The 19,272-nt window shown below is 68.7% G+C and carries 18 protein-coding genes; 16 read left to right on the plus strand and 2 right to left on the minus strand.

The window, feature by feature from the left end; genetic code table 11:
- From rpsB to lpxB, 15 genes are all read left to right on the plus strand, one after another.
- Positions 1-533: 30S ribosomal protein S2 (rpsB, locus tag V7D28_RS06460; protein ID WP_333586550.1), on the plus strand; the 533-nt coding region annotated here is incomplete at its 5' end.
- Between the two features lie 105 nt (positions 534-638).
- Positions 639-1,574, plus strand: coding sequence for a translation elongation factor Ts (gene tsf / locus V7D28_RS06465; RefSeq protein WP_333586551.1), 936 nt, complete (start codon positions 639-641; stop codon positions 1,572-1,574).
- A gap of 90 nt (positions 1,575-1,664) precedes the next feature.
- Complete coding sequence (gene pyrH, locus V7D28_RS06470; RefSeq protein ID WP_333586552.1) at positions 1,665-2,390, plus strand: UMP kinase; 726 nt, start codon at positions 1,665-1,667, stop codon at positions 2,388-2,390.
- Positions 2,391-2,424: 34 nt separating this feature from the next.
- Positions 2,425-2,991 carry a ribosome recycling factor gene (gene frr, locus V7D28_RS06475; protein WP_333586553.1) on the plus strand — a complete coding sequence of 189 codons (567 nt, stop codon included), beginning with the start codon at positions 2,425-2,427 and terminating at the stop codon, positions 2,989-2,991.
- A gap of 33 nt (positions 2,992-3,024) precedes the next feature.
- Entirely contained in the window at positions 3,025-3,801 is a 777-nt protein-coding gene (uppS, locus tag V7D28_RS06480; RefSeq protein WP_333586554.1) for a polyprenyl diphosphate synthase, read from the plus strand.
- On the plus strand, positions 3,779-4,597 hold the full coding sequence (locus tag V7D28_RS06485; protein ID WP_333586555.1) for a phosphatidate cytidylyltransferase: 819 nt from the start codon (positions 3,779-3,781) through the stop codon (positions 4,595-4,597). The genes uppS and V7D28_RS06485 overlap by 23 nt, the downstream gene beginning before the upstream one ends.
- A complete protein-coding gene (gene dxr, locus V7D28_RS06490; protein ID WP_333586556.1) occupies positions 4,594-5,796 on the plus strand; it encodes a 1-deoxy-D-xylulose-5-phosphate reductoisomerase in 1,203 nt (400 codons plus the stop codon). Before V7D28_RS06485 ends, dxr begins: the two co-directional genes overlap by 4 nt.
- Positions 5,797-5,819: 23 nt before the next feature.
- Positions 5,820-7,037, plus strand: a complete 1,218-nt coding sequence (locus V7D28_RS06495; protein ID WP_333586557.1) for a M50 family metallopeptidase — start codon at positions 5,820-5,822, stop codon at positions 7,035-7,037.
- A 31-nt stretch (positions 7,038-7,068) separates the two neighbouring features.
- Positions 7,069-9,423, plus strand: a complete 2,355-nt coding sequence (gene bamA, locus V7D28_RS06500; protein ID WP_333586558.1) for an outer membrane protein assembly factor BamA — start codon at positions 7,069-7,071, stop codon at positions 9,421-9,423.
- Between the two features lie 4 nt (positions 9,424-9,427).
- On the plus strand, positions 9,428-10,042 hold the full coding sequence (locus V7D28_RS06505) for an OmpH family outer membrane protein (protein WP_333586559.1): 615 nt from the start codon (positions 9,428-9,430) through the stop codon (positions 10,040-10,042).
- Positions 10,043-10,085: 43 nt separating this feature from the next.
- Positions 10,086-11,105 (plus strand): UDP-3-O-(3-hydroxymyristoyl)glucosamine N-acyltransferase, encoded by a 1,020-nt coding sequence (gene lpxD, locus V7D28_RS06510; RefSeq protein WP_333586560.1) that lies wholly within the window; start codon positions 10,086-10,088, stop codon positions 11,103-11,105.
- On the plus strand, positions 11,102-11,575 hold the full coding sequence (gene fabZ, locus V7D28_RS06515) for a 3-hydroxyacyl-ACP dehydratase FabZ (RefSeq protein WP_333586561.1): 474 nt from the start codon (positions 11,102-11,104) through the stop codon (positions 11,573-11,575). Before lpxD ends, fabZ begins: the two co-directional genes overlap by 4 nt.
- Entirely contained in the window at positions 11,572-12,369 is a 798-nt protein-coding gene (gene lpxA, locus V7D28_RS06520) for an acyl-ACP--UDP-N-acetylglucosamine O-acyltransferase (RefSeq protein WP_333586562.1), read from the plus strand. The genes fabZ and lpxA overlap by 4 nt, the downstream gene beginning before the upstream one ends.
- A gap of 7 nt (positions 12,370-12,376) precedes the next feature.
- Positions 12,377-13,213 carry a UDP-2,3-diacylglucosamine diphosphatase gene (gene lpxI / locus V7D28_RS06525; RefSeq protein WP_333586563.1) on the plus strand — a complete coding sequence of 279 codons (837 nt, stop codon included), beginning with the start codon at positions 12,377-12,379 and terminating at the stop codon, positions 13,211-13,213.
- Positions 13,210-14,385: a lipid-A-disaccharide synthase gene (gene lpxB / locus V7D28_RS06530; RefSeq protein WP_333586564.1), complete on the plus strand. Its 1,176-nt coding sequence runs from the start codon at positions 13,210-13,212 to the stop codon at positions 14,383-14,385. Before lpxI ends, lpxB begins: the two co-directional genes overlap by 4 nt.
- 40 nt (positions 14,386-14,425) lie before the next feature.
- On the opposite strand, the gene gltA is transcribed toward lpxB, so the two are convergent.
- Together gltA and gltX are read right to left on the minus strand one after the other, a co-directional pair.
- A complete protein-coding gene (gene gltA, locus V7D28_RS06535; RefSeq protein WP_333586565.1) occupies positions 14,426-15,709 on the minus strand; it encodes a citrate synthase in 1,284 nt (427 codons plus the stop codon).
- Between the two features lie 58 nt (positions 15,710-15,767).
- A complete protein-coding gene (gene gltX / locus V7D28_RS06540; protein WP_333586566.1) occupies positions 15,768-17,174 on the minus strand; it encodes a glutamate--tRNA ligase in 1,407 nt (468 codons plus the stop codon).
- Positions 17,175-17,241: 67 nt separating this feature from the next.
- Between gltX and V7D28_RS06545 the strand changes: the two genes are divergently transcribed.
- The coding region (locus V7D28_RS06545; RefSeq protein WP_333586567.1) for a ComEC/Rec2 family competence protein at positions 17,242-19,272 on the plus strand (2,031 nt) is incomplete at its 3' end.

Here is a 19,272-nt window from a genome sequence, read left to right on the forward strand (position 1 = left end):
TGAACCACCGCTGGCTGGGCGGCACGCTCACCAACTGGCGCACCGTCTCGGGCTCCATCGCGCGTCTGCGCGAACTGGAAGGCCTGCTGGAAGGCGAAGGCCAGGGCCGCGGCAAGAAGGAGCTGCTGCAGCTCACCCGCGAGCGCGACAAGCTGGAACTGTCCCTGGGCGGCATCAAGGACATGGGCGGCATTCCCGACCTGATGTTCGTGATCGACACCAACAAGGAAGCGATCGCGATCCAGGAAGCGCGCAAGCTGAACATTCCGGTCATCGCCATCCTGGACACCAACTGCGATCCCGCCGGCATCACCTATCCCATTCCGGGCAATGACGACGCCGCGCGCGCCCTGCAGCTCTATTGCGACCTGATGGCCGACGCCATCCTCGACGGCCTGACCGCCGGTCAGGTGGCCGCGGGCGTGGACATCGGCGCCTCCGAAGCCCCGATGGAGCCGGCCCTGGCCCAGACCGCCGCAGCCGAGCCCGCAGTCGCTGAGGCCGCCCCGGCCGAAGGCGCCGCCGAGGCCTGACCGTCCATCCCCGCTCGGCTCGCCCGGGCGGGAACGACATCAAACTGTGACGGCTGGGGCTCAAAGGAGGCCCAGCCGTTGATTCTAGACTGAAGGAGCCGACCCATGGCGGAAATCACCGCTGCGCTGGTCAAGGAACTGCGCGAGAAGTCCGGCGCGGGCATGATGGACTGCAAGAAGGCCTTGCAGGAAAACAATGGCGACCTGGACGCGGCCATGGACTGGCTGCGCACCAAGGGCCTGTCCAAGGCCGCCAAGAAGTCCGACCGCGCCGCCGCTGAAGGCCTGGTGGCCGCGGCCGCGCGCAAGGACGGCGCAGGCATGACCGGCGTGCTCGTGGAGCTGAACGCCGAGACCGACTTCGTGGCCCGCAACGAGCTGTTCCAGGGCGCGGCCAAGGATATCGCCCAGGTGGCGCTGGACGCCGAGGGCGTCGAGGCCATCAGCGCGGCCAAGACCGCCAAGGGCGAGGTCGTCTCCGACGTCGTCACCAATCTGATCGCCACCATCGGCGAGAACATGATGCTGCGCCGTTCGGCGCGGCTGGTCGTGGAGAAGGGCGCCGTGGCCTCCTACGTCCACGCCGCCGCCGCGCCGGATCTGGGGCGCATCGGCGTGCTCGTGGCCATGGAAGGCGAGGGCGATCAGGCCAAGCTTCAGGAGGTCGGTCGCAAGATCGCCATGCACGTGGCCGCCACCAACCCGCTCTCCCTGTCCACCGACGACCTCGATCCCGAGGCGGTGGAGCGTGAAAAGGCCATCTTCACCGAACAGGCGCTGGCGTCCGGCAAGCCGGCCGGCGTGGTGGAGAAGATGGTCGAGGGCCGCATCCGCAAGTTCTACGAGGAAGTCGTGCTCCTGAAGCAGGCCTTCGTCATGAACCCGGACCAGACCATCGAGCAGCTGGTCGCCGAGCTTGGCAAGGACGTCGGCGCCCCCGTCACGGTGAAGGGCTTCGTGCGCTTCGGCCTCGGGGAGGGTGTTGAAAAGAAGACCGACGACTTCGCCGCCGAGGTGGCGCAGCTCAGCGGTCAGGCCTAAGCCCGACCCGACCTCAGTCAGGGGCGCGGCGCGTTCGACGCGCGCCGCGCCCTTGCGCTATGTTGCCGCCGTCAGAATCGGACCCTGCCCATGACCGAGACCCTCCAGCCCCTGCGCTTCAAACGCATCCTGCTCAAGGTTTCAGGCGAGGTCCTGATGGGCGAGCAGGGGTTCGGCATCGATCCGAACACCCTGGAGGCGGTGGCGGAGGATATCGCCGAGGTGGTGAGCCACGGGGTCGAGCTCTGCCTGGTGATCGGCGGGGGCAACATCTTCCGCGGCGTCTCCCTGGCCGGGAAGGGCATGGAACGCTCCAGCGCCGACTATATGGGCATGCTGGCCACGGTGATGAACGCCCTGGCGCTCCAGGGCGCCCTGGAGAAGATGGGCGTTTTCACCCGGGTGCAGTCGGCCATTCCCATGGACGCGGTGTGTGAGCCCTACATCCGGCGCCGGGCCATCCGGCACCTGGAGAAGGGACGCGTGGTCATCTTCGCCGCCGGTCTGGGGGCGCCCTATTTCACCACCGATACGCCTGCGGCCCTGCGTTCGGCCGAGATGGGCTGCGAGGCCCTGTTCAAGGGCACCAGCGTGGACGGCGTCTATACCGCCGACCCCAAGAAGGCGCCTGACGCCGTGCGCTACGAACAGCTCAGCTATCATGACGTCCTGGCCCAGGACCTGCGGGTGATGGACGCCTCGGCCATCGCCCTGATGCGCGACAACAAGATCCCCATCGTGGTCTTCTCGATCCGCGAGCGGGGCAATTTCCTGAAGGTGCTCAAGGGGCAGGGCGTCTTCACCACCATCGCCTGACCCACACCACTTACTGTCTGACTGGAGGAGCCCCATGGCCGCCGCAGAGAAGCCGGTTCTTTCGAGATACAAGGATCGTATGGACAAGGCTGTCGCCGCCCTGAAGGAGGAGTTCGGCTCTCTCCGTACGGGCCGCGCCTCGTCCAGCCTCCTCGACCAGGTGATGGTCGACGCCTATGGCTCCACCGTCCCGCTGAACCAGGTGGCCGCCGTCAGCGTGCCCGAGCCGCGCATGCTGACCGTCAATGTCTGGGACCGGGGCCTCGCCGTCTCGGTGGAGAAGGCGATCCGCAACGCCGGACTGGGCTTCAACCCCGTGGTCGACGGCCAGAACCTGCGCATCCCCATCCCGCCGCTGACCGAGGAGCGGCGCAAGGAAATGGTCAAGCTGGCGGGCAAGTATGCCGAGCAGCAGCGCATCGCCGTGCGCAATGTGCGCCGCGACGCCAATGACGACCTCAAGCGGGCGGAAAAGGACGGCGTCATCAGCCAGGACGAGCACAAGCGTATGGAGGCCGAGGTGCAGAAGTTCACCGACGAGGCCGTCAAGCGCGTGGACGAAGCCTTGAAAGTCAAAGAACAAGAGATCATGCAGGTTTAGGCGCCGCCGCCGCCTGCCGCCCAGGGAGCCTCCATGGCCCGTCCAACCGAGTCCGACGCCGCCGCGACGGCCGCCGCACCGTCGGCCGGCCCTGGGTTGCATGTGGCCCTGGTCATGGACGGCAACGGCCGTTGGGCCAAGGCGCGGGGACTGCCCCGCACCCTGGGCCACCGGGCCGGCGTGGAGGCGCTGAAGCGTACGGTGTCGGCCGCGCCGGACCTGGGAATCCGCCATCTGACGGTGTTCGGCTTCTCCACCGAGAACTGGAGCCGGCCCGCCGCCGAGGTGGCCGAGCTCATGGCGCTGCCGCGGCGCTATTTCGAGAGCGATCTTGGCCGGCTGGAGCGGGAAGGGGTGCGGGTCCGCGTCCTGGGACGCCGGGCGGGCCTGAACGCCGACCTCATCGAGGTGATCGAAGAGGCCGAGTCGCGAACCGCCCAAAACGACCGGTTTTTTCTGCAGGTGGCCTTCAACTATGGCGGCCAGGCCGACATCACCGATGCGGCCCGCCGGTTCGCCCAGGCCGTGGCCGAGGGCCGCGCCCGGCCAGAGGACCTGACCGAGGCGGTCTTCGCCCAGCATCTTTCCACCGGTCCGGTTCCGCCGCCGGACCTGATCGTGCGCCCCTCGGGCGAGCAGAGGCTGTCCAACTTCCTCCTTTGGGAGGCCGCCTATGCGGAGCTGGTCTTCCAGGACGTGCTCTGGCCCGATTACGGCGCGGACCACCTGAAGGCCGCCATCGCCGAGTTCCGCACCCGCGACCGCCGCTATGGCGGTGCCGTCGCCGATGACGCCCTTGCCGCCGGCTAAGCGTTTCGACTGGTCGAATCTGGCCCTGCGCGCAGCCTCGGCCCTTGTGCTGGCCCCGGCGGCCCTGGCGGCCGTCTGGTGGGGCGGCTGGCCCTTCCTCCTGCTGATTTCCGTGGGCGTGGCGCTCATGGCGATCGAATGGGGCGGCATGACCGCCCCCAAGGCGCCGATCCGCGTGACCAGCGCCGTGGTGGTGGCGGTGCTGGCGGCGGTCTTCCTGATCTATCTCAGATACGTCGGGGCCGCCTGGGGCCTGGTCCTGCTGGGCGCCCTTGCCGCGGCCTTCGTGGCGCGCCGGGTGGCCGAACGGCCCGCCGACGCCGCCCTGGGCGTCTTCTATATCGCCCTGCCGGTCCTGGCCCTGGTGTGGCTGCGCGGCGCGCCGGATGGCCGCGCCTGGGTCTTCCTGCTGTTCGCCGTCACCTGGGCCGCCGACATCGCAGCCTTCCTGGTGGGGAGTTTCCTCAAGGGGCCCAAGCTGTGGCCGAGGTTTTCGCCCAACAAGACCTGGTCCGGCTTCGTCGGCGGGCTGGCCGCGGCCACCGCGGCAGGGGCGGGCATGACCCTGGCCCTGGCCCTGCCCATGGGGTCGGTGTTCGGGGCGCTCATCGGTCTTGCGGGGGGTCTGGCCACCATGGGCGGCGACCTTTGGGAGTCCATGGTCAAGCGCCGCTTCGGAGTGAAGGATTCCGGAGACCTGATTCCCGGCCACGGCGGTCTGCTGGACCGCGTCGATGGTCTGATGTTCGCCGTGGTCATCCTCGCCCTGGCCCGGCTGGTGGAGTTGCTTGCATGAACGCCCCCGTCCTGCCGCGCCGGGTCACGGTGCTGGGCTCCACCGGCTCGGTGGGGATGTCGACCCTGGACCTCTTCGATCAGGCCGGCGTGGAGGTCGAGATTGTTGGTCTGACCGCCGGTCGGAATGTGGCGCGTCTGGCCGAGCAGGCCCTGCGGTGGCGGCCCGAACTGGCGGTCATCGAGGACGAGTCCCGTCTGCCGGAGCTGCGCGTCCGGCTTCAAGGCTCCGGCGTCGAGGCCGCCGCCGGGGCGGCCGCCGTGGCCGATGTGGCGGGCGGCGGGGCCCAGTGGGTCATGTCGGCCATCGTCGGGTTCGCGGGCCTGGCGCCGACGCTGGCGGCCGCGCGGGCCGGCGCCGTGGTGGCGTTGGCCAACAAGGAAAGCCTGGTCTGCGGCGGGCCAGGCCTTCTGCGGACGGCCAAGCTGGCCGGCGGGGCGGTCATCCCGGTGGATTCGGAACACTCGGCCATCTTCCAGGTGTTCGACGCGAGGGTGACCGAGCAGGTGTCGCGCCTGATCCTCACCTCGTCCGGCGGCCCGTTCCGGACCTGGAGCCGCGAGCAGATGGCCCATGCCACGCCGGAGCAGGCCGTGGCCCATCCCAACTTCAGCATGGGCGCCAAGATTTCGGTCGATTCCGCGTCCATGATGAACAAGGGCCTCGAGATCATCGAGGCCGCCTATCTGTTTTCCGTTCCGCCGGAGCGCCTGGACGTCTTGATCCACCATCAGCAGATCATTCACTCGATGGTGGAATATGCCGACGGCTCCACCCTGGCCCAGCTCGGCCCGCCGGACATGCGCGCGCCCATCGCCTGCGCCTTCGCCTGGCCGGATCGTCTGGCGTGGCCAGCGCCGCGGCTGGACCTGGTGGCCTCCGGGCCGCTGACATTCGAGAACCCGGACCTTGATCGCTTTCCGGCCCTGACCCTGGCCAAGGCGGCTCTGGCCGAGGGCGGGGCGGCGCCGGGCGCGCTCAATGCGGCAAATGAGATCGCCGTGGCCGCCTTCCTTGACCGGAAGATCGGCTTTCTCGATATTGCCGCGACGGTGGCCGAGACCTTGGAGCGCATGACGCGGTCCGGGGACCTTGTCGCGGGGGCGAACGGTGAGGCCTTGGAAAATGCTCGCGAAATCGACGCGGCGGCGCGACGCGTGGCCGCTGGCGTGGCGGCTGAACTCGCCAGCGCCCGCTAGGCCGTAGGAGCCAACAAAACCCCATGCTCGGTCTCATCCAGACGGCCCTGACCTACATCATCCCCTTCCTGCTCGTCCTGACCGTCGTGGTCACCATTCACGAGCTCGGACACTATTGGGCCGCCCGGGCCTGCCGCGTGGCCATCGACCAGTTCTCCATCGGCTTTGGCCGGCGGATTTTCGGCTGGCGCGACCGCCAGGGCGTGGAATGGCGGGTCGGCTGGATTCCCCTGGGCGGTTATGTCCGTTTCTCCGGCGACGAGAACGCCGCCAGCGTCCCCGATCAGAACAACCTGAGCGCCATGCGCCAGAAGATCGAGGCCGAGCAGGGGCCGGGCGCCGCCGATCGCTTCTTCCATTTCAAGCCGGTCTGGCAGCGGGCCTTCATCACCGCCGCCGGCCCGCTGGCCAACTTCGTTCTGGCCATCATCATCTTCGCCTTCCTGCTGATGAGCGTGGGCGAGACGGTGATTCCGGCCCGCGTGGCCGCCGTCCAGCCCGGCAGCCCGGCCGCGGCGGCCGGCTTCCGGGTCGATGACGTGGTCATCGAGGCCAACGGCCAGAAGATCGACAACTTCTTCGATCTTCAGCAGATCATCGCCGTGCGTTCCAACGCGCCCACCCAGTTCCTGGTGGACCGGGGCGGGCAGGTGGTCAGCCTCAGCGCGACGCCCGAGCGGCGGGTGATGCCTGACCGCATGGGGGGCGAACAGAAGATCGGCGTGCTGGGAATCAGCAGCCCGGCCGACGCCGGCCAACGAACCGTTCGCCGCTACGGCCCCCTCGAGGCTGTGGGGGCTGGGGCGGAGCGGACCTGGCGGGTTCTCTCCACCACCGTCTACTATCTGGGTCGGATCGTCACCGGGCGCGAAAGCGCCGACCAGCTGGGCGGCCCGCTCCGAATCGCCCAGGCCTCGGGCCAGGTGGCGCAGTCCGGCGCCCAGGGCGCCCCGGACGCCACCACCATGCTGCTGGGCAGCGCGGTGGCCCTGCTGGGCCTGACGGCCGTGCTTTCGGTGGGCATCGGCTTCATGAATCTGCTGCCGGTCCCGGTGCTCGACGGCGGACACCTGCTCTTCTACGCGTATGAAGCTGTGGCCCGCCGCCCTCTTGCGGCCAAGGTTCAGGCGGCAGGATACCGCGTCGGCCTTGCGCTCCTGCTCGGTTTGATGTTGTTCGCCACCTGGAACGATCTGCAGCAACTGCGTGTGTTCAAATTTCTCGGCGGCCTGATCTCCTAAGGCCCGCCTTCCTCCCGTTACGGCTGATCCGATGCAAAGATCTCGTGCTCGCGGCGCTGCGCTCGCCTCCGGCTTCGCCCTGCTGCTGGCCTCCACGGCTCTGACCGCGCCCACCGTGGCGGTGGCCCAGGTGGAGAGCCAGACCGTTCAGCGCATCTCCGTGCGCGGCAATGAGCGGATCGAACAGGCCACCGTCCTGTCCTATCTGCCCCTGCAGCCCGGCGACACGGTGGACGCCGAGCAGCTCGACCTGGCGCTGAAGGCGCTCTACCGCACCGACCTGTTCGCCGACGTGCGCATCACCGCCGTGGCTGGCGAGGTGACCGTGGAGGTGGTGGAGAACCCGATCATCAATCGGGTGATCTTCGAGGGCAACCGCGGGCTCAAGGAAGACAAGCTGCGGGACGAGGTGACTCTGCGTCCCCGTTCCATCTTCACCCGGGCGCGCACCCAGCAGGACGTCCAGCGGATCGTCGAGCTCTACCGCCGCTCGGGCCGCATCTCCGCGGTGGTCACGCCCAAGGTGGTGGAGCTGCCCCAGAAGCGCGTGGACGTCATCTTCGAGATCGACGAGGGCGCCAAGAGCGGCGTTCTGCGCACCAATTTCCTGGGCAATCAGGCCTTCTCGGACAACGATCTGCGCGACGTCGTCGTGACCGAGCAGAGCGCCTGGTACAAGTTCTTCAGCAGCAACGCCAACTACGACCCCGACCGCCTGGAATACGACAAGGAGCAGCTGCGCAAGCACTATCGCAACCGCGGCTATTACGACTTCCGCGTCGTCTCCGCCGTGGCCGAGCTGGCGCCGGACAAGAACGGCTTCGTCGTCACCTACACCCTGGACGAGGGTCCGGAGTATCAGTTCGGCAAGGTGAGCGTTCAGACCGAGCTTGAGAAACTCGATCGCGATCTCCTCACCCTCCTGCTGCCGATCCGCGAGGGGCAGACGTATCAGGACGAGCGGATCGAGCAGGCCACGGACGCCCTGACCTTCGCCGCCGGCGCGGCGGGCTTCGCCTTTGTGGACGTGCGGCCGCGCTACACGGCCAACCGTGAAACCCGCAAGGTCGACGTGACCTTCCAGGTGACCGAAGGGCCGCGGGTCTATGTCGACCGGATCGACATCGTCGGCAACACGCGCACCCTGGACTATGTGGTCCGCCGCGAGATGAACCTGGCCGAGGGCGACGCCTATAACCGCGTTCTGGTGGATCGGTCGCGCAACCAGATCCGGGCGCTCGGCTTCTTCAAGGACGTGACCATCGAGGAGGTCCAGGGTTCGGCCCCCGACCGCACCGGCCTGCGGGTGCAGGTGGAGGAGCAGCCCACCGGCGAGCTGTCCTTCAGCGCCGGCTATTCCTCCGTCGATCAGCTCATCATCGACCTGGGCGTCACCGAACGGAACTTCCGCGGTCGCGGCCAGAACGTCCGCGGGCGGATCTCGGTGGGCTCCCTGCGTCAGCAGGTGGACTTCTCCTTCACCGAGCCGCGCTTCCTGGGTCGCGACCTGGGCGCGGGCCTCGACCTCTATTCCTACCGCTACGACCTGACGGACTATTCGGCCTACCGCACCAACACCATCGGCGGCGGCGTGCGGATGGGCTTCCCGCTGACGCTCAACTCCCGCGGTTCGGTGCGCTACACCCTGCGCCGCGACGAGGTGGAGATCCCGGCCTCCTATTGCGACCCGGCTGCGCCGGTGGTGTCCATCTCGCTCTGCGCCCAGCGCGGCGAATACACCACCTCCCTGGTGGGTTACGGCGTGCGGCTGGATCGCCGGAACGATCCGATCAATCCCACCCGCGGCTTCTACACCGCCCTGAACCAGGATCTCGCCGGCATCGGCGGGGACGTGAACTATCTGCGCACTGAGCTTGAGGGCGGCTGGTACTACGGCTTCTCGCCCAGCTTCATCCTCAGCGCCACCACGTCGCTGGGCTATGTGGACGGCTGGAACGGCGACAGCGTGCGGATCAACGACCGCTTCTACAAGGGCGGCAACAGCTTCCGCGGCTTTGAGACCGCCGGCATCGGCCCGCGCGACATCAACGCCAGCCGCAGCGACGCCCTGGGGGGCAAGGCCTACGCCATCGGCTCGGTGGAGCTCACAGTCCCCACCTTCCTGCCGGAGCAGTATGGGGTGAAGGCCGCCGTCTTCTCCGACTTCGGCACCCTGGGCATGCTGGATGACGCCGACAAGCTGACCACCGCCGGGGTCGTCGATCCCAACATCGTCGATGACCTGTCCCTGCGGGCGTCGGCCGGCCTCAGCATCTTCTGGCGCTCGCCCATGGGCCCGATCCGCTTCGACTTCAGCCAGGTTCTGGCCAAAGAAGATTACGACAAGACCGAAACCTTCCGGTTCTCCACCTCCACAAGGTTCTGATTTCATGACCACCAAGCATTTCGCCGCCAAGATCACGGCTGCGACCCTCGCCCTGGCGATCGCGGCCCCGGCCGCCGCCCAGCAGGCCGCGCCCCCGCCGGTCTCCCACGGCCCGGCCCTTGCCGGCGTCTGCATCCTGTCGGTGGAAGGCGCCATCGGCGGCTCCACCGTCGGCCAGTACGTCCAGACCCGACTGCAGCAGATCTCCACCCAGGTGGAGGCCGAGCTGCGCGGTGAAGAGACGTCCATCACCAACGAGGCCCAGGCCATCGAGCAGCAGCGCGCCTCGCTGAACCAGGACGCCTTCGACAAGCGCCGCGCCGACCTGCAGGTCCGGCTCAACGCCTTCCAGCGCAAGGCGTCCCTGCGCGAGCGTGAGCTGGCCGTCACCCAGCAGAAGGCCCTGGCCCGGGTGGGTCAGGAGATGGAGCCCCTGATCCGTCAGGTCTATCAGCAGCGTCAGTGCAGCGTGCTGCTGAACCGCGACGCCCTGCTGCTGGGCAATCCCGACATGGACATCACCCCGATGGTGGTCACCGCCCTGAACGGCAAGATCACCCAGTTCGCTTTTGATCGCGAACGGCTGGACCAGCCGGCCGCGGGCGCCCAAACTCGATAAGTTAGACGACTCGGCGAAGGGCGCGGGTCGCGCCTGGAATCACATGCCTGACCCGCGTTTCTTTGAGGACCTCGGTCCTGTCTCTCTCTCCGAACTGGCCGCTCTGACAGGCGCCCAGGTCGCTCCGGCGGACGCCGAGCGTACGGTCCTGGCCGTGTCGATCCTGGACCGGGCCGAGTCCACGAGCGTGACCTTCCTGTCCGATCGGCGGTTGGTGGAGCGGCTTCGGGCCACTAAGGCCGGCGCCTGCTTCGTGCCGCCCGCCCTGGTCGAGGCGGTTCCCCCCGGTTGCGCAGCCCTGGTCACCGCCGCTCCGCAGGCCGCCTACGCCCTGGCGGCGCAGCGCCTGCACCGGGCGCGGACCACCGCCTCCACCGAACTCGTCTCGAAGGCCGCCCGTCTGGAGGAGGGGGTGCGTATCGCGCCTGGCGCCGTCGTCGGCGAAGGCGCGCAGATCGGCCGAGGGACGGTCATCGGAGCCGGCGCGGTCATCGGCCCCGGCGTAGCCATCGGCCGCGATTGTGAGATCGGCGCCCGCGCCGTGGTGGGCTTCGCCCTGATCGGTGACCGGGTTCGGATCTATGCCGGCGCCGTCGTCGGCGAGGCGGGATTTGGCGCGACGCCCGGTCCTGCGGGTCTGATCGACATTCCCCAACTCGGCCGGGTGATCCTGCAGGACGGGGTCACTGTGGGGGCCGGCGCCTGTATCGACCGGGGGGCCTTTGACGACACGGTGGTGGGCGAAAACACCAAGATCGACAATCTGGTGCAGATTGCCCACAACGTCCGCGTGGGCCGCAACTGCGTCATGGCCGCCCATACGGGGATTTCGGGCAGCGTGGTGATCGGCGACGGCGCCCAGTTTGGCGGCCGGGCCGGGATCGCCGATCACGTGACGATCGGAACAGGCGCGCGGATCGCCGCGGCGGCGGGCGTCATGAAGGATGTCCCCCCCGGCGAGACCTGGGGCGGATCGCCCGCGCGGCCCTTGAAAAAATGGATGCGGGAAACGGCCTGGCTTTCCAAGATGGCCAATCGCCGAGGTGATGGAGCAGGTCAATGAGCCGCAAGGCGCCGGTCAACAGCGATCCGACGGCGATCGATATTTCAGAGGTCCTGCAGCGGATCCCGCACCGCTATCCGTTCCTGCTGGTGGATCGGGCGGAGGACTACAAGGCCAGCGAGTCCATCGTCGGCATCAAGTGCGTGACCTTCAACGAGCCCTTCTTCGCCGGCCATTTCCCCGACTATCCGGTGATGCCGGGCGTGCTGATCGTCGAGGCCCTGGCCCAGACGGGGGCTGTCCTGATGTCCAAGTCCCTGAATGTGGACGTGGAGGGCAAGACCATCCTCTTCATCTCGGTGGACAATTGCCGGTTCCGCCATCCGGTGCGGCCGGGCGACGTGCTGCGCATGCCCGTCGAAGTGCTGCGTCACCGGGGCGATGTGTTCAAATTCCGCGGCCAGGCCATGGTGGGCGACAAGGTCGCCGCCGAGGCCGAGTTCGCCGCCATGGTGGTGGAAACCCAGTGAGCGTCCAGATCCATTCCACCGCCATCGTCGCGCCTGGCGCCCAACTGGGCGAGGGCGTGACTATCGGGCCCTATTGCATCATCGGCGACAATGTCCGCCTGGGGGACCGCACGACCCTGTCCTCCCACGTGGTGATCGAGGGGCGCACGACCATCGGCGCAGACTGCACTATCCGCAACTTCGCCAATCTGGGGGGCCCGCCGCACCACACCGGCTACAAGGGCGAGCCCACCGAACTGGTGATCGGCGATCGCAACCGCATCTGGGAACATGTGACCATGCACATCGGCACGCCCGATGGCGGCGGGGTCACGCGGGTGGGCGATGACGGCATGTACATGGCCACCAGCCATGTGGGCCATGACTGCGTGGTGGGAAACAATGTGGTTCTGGCCCACTCGGCGACCCTGGGGGGGCACGTCCATGTGGGCGAGTTCGTCATGGTCAGCGGCCTGGCCGCCGTGCACCAGCACTGCCGCGTGGGGCGCTATTCGTTCATCGGCGGGCTGGCGGCGGTGACCAAGGATGTCATTCCCTATGGCCTGGTCTGGGGCAACCACGCCCATCTGGAAGGCCTGAACCTGGTGGGGCTGAAGCGCCGCAACTTCTCCCGCGAGGTGATCGCGGAGCTGCGCTCGGCCTATCGCCTGCTGTTCGCCGAGGAGGGCACCTTCCAGGAGCGGATCGACGACACCATCGTGACCTTCGGCCATAGCGCCCCGGTCATGGAGATCATCGAGTTCATCCGCGCCGAGGCCAACCGTCCGCTCTGCCTGCCCGAGCGGGAGCTCTGAGGCGGGCGTGAACAAGCTCGGGCTGATCGCCGGGGGCGGGGACCTTCCCTTGGAGATCGCCCGGGCCTGCGCAGCCGCCGGCCGGCCCTATCACGTCATTCGCCTGCGTGGCATGGCGGGCCCGGCCCTGCGGGACCATCCGGGGGACGATGTCGGCCTCGCGCAGCTTGGCCTCTGCTTCAAGCGGCTGAAGGCGGCGGAATGCCGCTCGGTCTGTTTCGCCGGCAATGTCGCCCGTCCGGACTTCGCCGCCCTCAAGCCTGACGCCCGTGGCCTCATGGCCCTCCCGGGCCTCATCGCCGCGGCGCGCAAGGGGGATGACGCCCTGTTGCGCGGCCTGCTCGCCGAGTTCGAGAAGGAAGGCTTCGCCATTGAGGGCGCCGAGGCTGCGGCTGGCCGCCTGCGCCTGCCTGTGGGTCCCTTGGGCCGCCATGCCCCCAATGAGGATACCGCCCGCGATGTGGCCCAGGCCCTGATGGTCGCCCGCGAGATCGGGCGGCTGGACATCGGGCAGGGCGCGGTGGTCTGCGACGGGCTTGTCCTGGCCGTGGAAGCCCAGGAAGGCACCGACGAAATGCTCCGTCGCGTGGCCCGCCTGCCGGCCGCCCTGCGCGGGGCGCCGGGCGCGCCTCGCGGCGTTCTGGCCAAGGCGCCCAAGCCCATCCAGGAGACCCGGGTGGACCTTCCGACAATCGGTCTTGAGACCCTCGAGCGCCTGGCTGAAGCGGGCCTTGCAGGCGTGGCGGGGGAGGCCGGACGCCTGCTGGTCCTGGACCGTGAGGCCGTGATCGCCAGGGCCGACGCCCTGGGCCTGTTCATCCTTGGCGTGGAGCCCTCGTCATGACCAAGCCGCTCTGCGTCATGTTGGTGGCCGCCGAGGCTTCGGGCGATGAGCGGGGGGCGGGGCTGATGGCGGCGCTCAGGCGGCGTCTGGGCGCCGATGTGCGCTTTGTCGGCCTGGGGGGCGCGCAGATGGCCGCGCAGGGCCTGCAGAGCCCCTTCGACATGTCCGAGCTGTCGGTGCTCGGCCTCGTGGAAGGCCTGATGGCCTATGGCAAGGTCGTGAAGCGGGCCGACGAGATGGCCGCCCTGGCCCGGCAGGAACAGCCCGATGTGGCGGTGCTGATCGATTCCTGGGGCTTCAACATCCGGGTGGCGGCCCGGCTGAAGAAGCAGTCACCGGCCCTGCCGGTGGTGAAGTATGTGGCCCCGCAGGTCTGGGCCTATCGGGCCGGGCGGGCCAAGACCCTGGCCCAGGTGACCGATCACCTGTTGTCGATCCACGTGTTCGACGCCCCCTATTTCGAGGCCGTGGGCCTGCCCACCACCTTTGTCGGCAACAGCACCTTCAGCCTGGATTTCGGCGGCGCCGACCCGGAGGGTCTGAGGTCGCGGCTGGCCATAGCGCCCTCCGCCCAGATCCTGCTGGTCCTGCCCGGGAGCCGCCCCGGGGAGATTGCGCGCATCATGGCGCCATTCGCCGAGGCGGTGGCCCGGTTGAAGGGCGAGCGCCCGGAACTGGAGATCATCGTGCCGGCGGCGGCCACTGTCGCGGCCCAGGTCCGGGCCGAGGTGGCCGGCTGGCCGTTTCGCGCCCATGTGGTGGAAGGCGAGGCCGATCGCATGTCGGCGATGAAGGCCGCCACTGTGGCCCTGGCCTGTTCGGGCACGGTGACGACGGAGCTGGCCATGGCGGGCGCCCCCATGGTGGTGGGCTACCGTCTGGCGCCCCTGACCTATGTCATCCTGAAGCGGTTGATCCGCACGCCCTATGTCACCCTGTTCAATATCGCCGCCCAGGACTTCGTGGCGCCGGAGCTGATCCAGCAGGATTGCAATGGCCCGGCCCTGGCGCGGGAGGTCGGTCGTCGCCTGGACGACGCTTCTCTGCGGGAATCCCAGGTGTCCGCCCAGTTCCAGGCCCTGGACAAAATGGGACGCGGCGGCCCCGATCCCTCGGAGGCCGCCGCGCAGGCCGTTCTCGATGTCGTGAATTCCCGGAGCCCCGCAGCGTGACCTGAGCCGGTCGGCCAAGTCACGCTGCAAGCGTTCAGGGTCAGCCGCGCTTGTCGACCGCGACGTAGTCGCGTTGGGCCGAGCCGGTATAGATCTGCCGCGGGCGGCCGATCTTCTGCGACGGATCCTCGATCATTTCCTTCCACTGGGCGATCCAGCCCACCGTGCGCGCCAGGGCGAAGAGCACGGTGAACATTTCCGGCGGGAAGCCGAGGGCCCGCAGGGTGATGCCGGAATAGAAGTCGACGTTCGGATAGAGCTTGCGCTCGATGAAGTAGGGGTCGTTGAGCGCGATCTTCTCGAGCTCCATGGCCACCTTCAGCAGCGGGTCGTCGGTGTGGCCGACTTCGGCCAGAACCTCGTGGCAGGTCTGCTGCATGACCTTGGCGCGCGGATCGTAGTTCTTATAGACCCGGTGGCCGAAGCCCATCAGGCGGTAGCGGCGATCCTTCACCCCCTGGACGTATTCGGGGATGTTCTCCACCGAACCGATCTCGGCCAGCATGTTCAGGGCTTCTTCGTTGGCCCCGCCATGGCTGGGCCCCCAGAGGCAGGCGATGCCGGCGGCGATGCAGGCGAACGGATTGGCGCCCGACGAACCGGCCAGGCGGACGGTGGAGGTCGAGGCGTTCTGCTCGTGATCGGCGTGCAGGATGAAGATCCGGTCCATGGCCCGGGTCAGGACCGGGTTCGGCTTCCAGTCCTCGGCCGGCACCGAGAAGCACATCCGCAGGAAGTTCTCCGCATAGGACAGATCGTTGCGCGGATGCACGAACGGCTGGCCCTTGGAGTACTTGAAGGCGCGGGCGGCGATGGTCGGCATCTTCGCGATCATGCGATGGGCCGAGATCATCCGCTGCTGCGGATCATCGATGTTGGTGGAGTCGTGGTAGAAGGCCGACAGGGCCCCGACCGCGCCCACCATGATGGCCATGGGGTGGGCGTCGCGGCGGAAGCCGGCGAAGAACCGGTCGAACTGCTCGTGCAACATCGTGTGATAGGTGATGTTGTGGTCGAACTCGGTGAACTGCTCGGCCGTCGGCAGCTCGCCATGGAGCAGCAGGTAGCAGACCTCCAGGAAGCTCGACTTCTCGGCCAGCTGGTCGATCGGATAGCCCCGGTGCAGCAGGATGCCCGCGTCGCCGTCGATATAGGTGATCTTGCTTTCGCAGCTCGCCGTCGAGGTGAAGCCCGGGTCGTAGGTGAAGACATCGGCCTCGGCGTAGAGCTTGCGCACGTCGACCACGTCTGGGCCCGTCGTCCCCTTCAGAATGGGTAGTTCGACGGATTTGGCGCCGATGCTGATCTTCGCCGTATCGCCCATGCCATCCCCTTTCAATGACTAGGAATTAAAACGTCCGTTCGTCTGGCCTTATAGCGCTTTACGCAGCGCGCGAAAGCGCGTCGTCAAGCCTGGCGAGGCTTTCCTCGCGTCCGAGCGCCACCAGGGCGCCGGCGAGGTCCGGCGCCGGGGCGCCGCCTGCCAGACACATGCGCAGCGCCGGGCCGAACTTGCCGATCCCCACGCCCTCGCTCTCGGCGAAGCCGCGGATGAGGCCCTCCAGGGCCGGAACCGACCAGTCGGCGGCCTCGACCAGCCTCGCCTTGAGCCTGGCCAGGCGCGGCGGCGTCTCGCCCGAGAGCAGGCTGGCGGCCTTTTCGGGCATCTGCAGGGGCCGCTGGTCGAGGACGAACACCGTGGCGTCGGCCAGTTCCAGCATGGTCTTGGCCCCGTCACGCACCAGGGGAATGGTCCGCTCCAGCACCGCCAGTTGGGCGGCGGGCGTGGCGCGGCCGCGACTCTCATGGATGGCGGCCACCAGAGAGGTGAGGCGCTCAGGCGCCGCCTGGCGGATATAGTGGTTGTTCAGGTGGTTGAGCTTGGCCCAGTCCAGCCGCGAGGGCGCGCTGACCACATCGGCGATGTCGAACCAGCTGATCGCCTGATCGTCGCTGAAAATCTCGTCGTCCCCATGGCCCCAGCCGAGCCGCGCCAGATAGTTGCGCATGGCCTCGGGCAGATAGCCCATGGCGTCGAACTCGCTCACGGCCTGGGCGCCGTGGCGCTTGGAGAGCTTGGCGCCGTCGGGGCCGTGAATGAGGGGCAGGTGCGCCCAGATCGGGACCTCCCAGCCCAGCGCCTGATAGATCAGGGTCTGACGGGCGGCGTTGTTCAGATGGTCGTCGCCGCGAATCACATGGGTGATCCCCATGTCGTGGTCATCCACCACCACGGCCAGATTATAGGTGGGCGAGCCGTCGGTGCGCAGCAGGATCAGGTCGTCCAAATCCTTGTTCTGGAACCGGATGTCGCCCTTGACCTGGTCGGCCACCAGGGTTTCGCCCGTCTGCGGGCTCTTCAGGCGGACCACAAAGGGGCGGTCAGGCGCGTCATTGGGCGACAGGTCCCGCCAGGGCGAACGCACCACCCGGCCCTCGGCGCGGGCGGTCTCCCGCTCGGCTTCCAGCTCTTCAGGGGTCATGTAGTCCCGATAGGCTTCGCCCCGGGCCAGCAGCATGTCCACCGCCTCGCGATGACGCTCGGCGCGGGCGGCCTGGAAGACCGGCGGGGCGTCGGGTTCGAGGCCGAGCCAGGCCAGGCCCTCGAAGATCACCTGGACGGCCGCTTCGGTGGAACGTTCGCGGTCGGTGTCTTCGATGCGCAGCAGGAACCTGCCCCCCGTGTGACGCGCATAAAGCCAGTTGAAAAGCGCGGTGCGCGCCGTCCCTATGTGCATGGAGCCAGTGGGGGACGGGGCGATCCGGGTGACGACGGGGCGGTCGGACATGGAGGTCGGGAACTTCGGAGCGGCGCCCGTGGCCGGAAAGGCCTGGGCCTGGGGGCGGCCTCTTAGCATGCGCCTTGGCCGGGCTCATAGCCCGGCGGCTCTCGCCGGCGCCTTCAGGGATGCGCTGGCCGCCCAGTCGGATCGCTGGAGCCTGTGGAGCGCGGTGGTGTTCGGCCTGGGCTGCGCAGCCTATTTCGCCCTTCCGCGGGAGCCGGCCATGCCGGTGGCCGCAGCGGCCCTGGCCCTGGCGGCGGGGCTGCTGTTCCTGGCGCGAAGGTGGCCCGGGGCGGCCTGGATCGCCCTGATGATCGGCCTTTGCGGCTTCGGCCTGGCGGGGTTCGGCGCGGCCAAGCTGCGGACGGCGGCGGTGGCGGGGCCGGTGGCGCCGGCCATGGGCCATCCCGTCACCATCCAGGGCTGGGTGGTGGACATGGCCAATCCCGGTCAGTCTGGGCCGCGGGTGCTGATCGCGCCGGTGGCGGTGGAGGGGCTTCGGCCCGACCAGATTCCCGACCGGATCCGAATCACCCTGCGCGCCGAGGCCGCCACACCCCGTCCGGGCGAGGCGATCTCCGTCCTAAGCCTGCTCAATCCGCCCCCGGCGCCGGCCGTGCCCGGCGGCTATGACTTCGCCCGCGACGCCTTTTTCGACAGCATCGGCGGGGTCGGCTTCGCCCTGACCCCGATCGCGCCTGCGCAACTGGCCACCGAGCCGCCGGCGCGGCTCAAGCTGAAAATGCGCATAAACGCCCTGCGCTGGAGCCTGGCCGAACAGATCGTCGCCATCATGGGGCCGGAGACCGGCGGCCTGGCCGCGGCCATGGTGACGGGCCACAAGGCCCATATCTCGGCTGAACAGACCGAGCATATGCGCGGCGCGGGCCTGGCCCACCTCATCGCCATTTCCGGGCTTCACATGGCCATTGTGGGCGGCTTTGTCTTCGCCGCCGTCCGCCTGGGGGTGGCGGCCTGGCCCTGGCTGGCCTTGCGGGTCTCAGGCAAGAAGCTCGCCGCCCTGGCCGGCCTGGCGGCGGTGGGTGTCTATCTGGTCATCTCCGGCGCCCCGGCCCCGGCCGAGCGGGCGGCGATCACCGCCAGCGTGGCCTTCGCCGCCATCCTCTTCGATCGCCGCGCCATCAGCCTGCACGGCCTGGGGATCGCCGCACTGCTGGTGCTGCTGATTCACCCCGAGGCGGTGAACGAGCCCGGATTTCAGATGTCCTTCGCCGCGACGGCGGCCCTGGTGGCCATGGCCGAGGCCTGGCCCCATCCGATCCGCGAGATCCAGGCGCCTTGGCCCATCCGCGCCATCCAGACCGCCGGTTCCTGGCTTCTGGCCAGCTTGGCGGTCAGCCTGGTGGCGGGCCTGGCCACCGGACCCTTCGCCCTTCAGCACTTCAACCGTATGGCCACCTTCGGCCTGGCCGCCAATCTGGCCGCAGCGCCCATCTCCTCCTTCCTGATGATGCCCGCCCTCGCCATCGGCGCGGCGCTCACGCCGTTGGGCCTGGGGGAGGCGCCGCTCACCGTGGCGGGTTGGGGGATCAGTCTGATCGCCGCCATCGCCCGGCTGGCCGCCGAGGCGCCTGGCGCAGGCTGGATCGTGCCGAGCGCGCCGGGCTGGGCCCTGCCGGCCGCCTTCCTGGGGATTCTCTGGATATGCCTTTGGCGCGGCTGGATCCGGTGGCTGGGCCTGCCCTTCGCCCTGGCGGTCAGCCTCGCGCCGCGGGGAGAGACGCCCGACCTCTGGCTGGCGGCCGACGGCGCCCAGGTGGCCGTGCGGGTGGGGGAGACCGCCGTCCTGATGCGACCCGATGTCAAGCGCTTCGGCGCGGAGCACTGGGCCCAGCGCCGCGGGCTCGCTGCAAGTCCCGACGCCGAGGCCCGCGACGCCCTCTTCACCTGCGATCGCTGGTCCTGTCGGCCGGGGCCGGAGGCGCCGGTGAAAGTGGCCGCCTATTGGAGCCGCAAGCCGCCGCCGCCCGAAGTGCTTGAGGACCTCTGTTCAGGGGCGGAGATCGTGATTGTCCGTCCGGTGACGCCGCCCTGGTCCTGCCCCGGCGTGATCATCCTGTCAGGCGAGCACTTCGCCCAGGAG

Source organism: Phenylobacterium sp., from assembly GCF_036723115.1.
Lineage (GTDB): Bacteria > Pseudomonadota > Alphaproteobacteria > Caulobacterales > Caulobacteraceae > Phenylobacterium.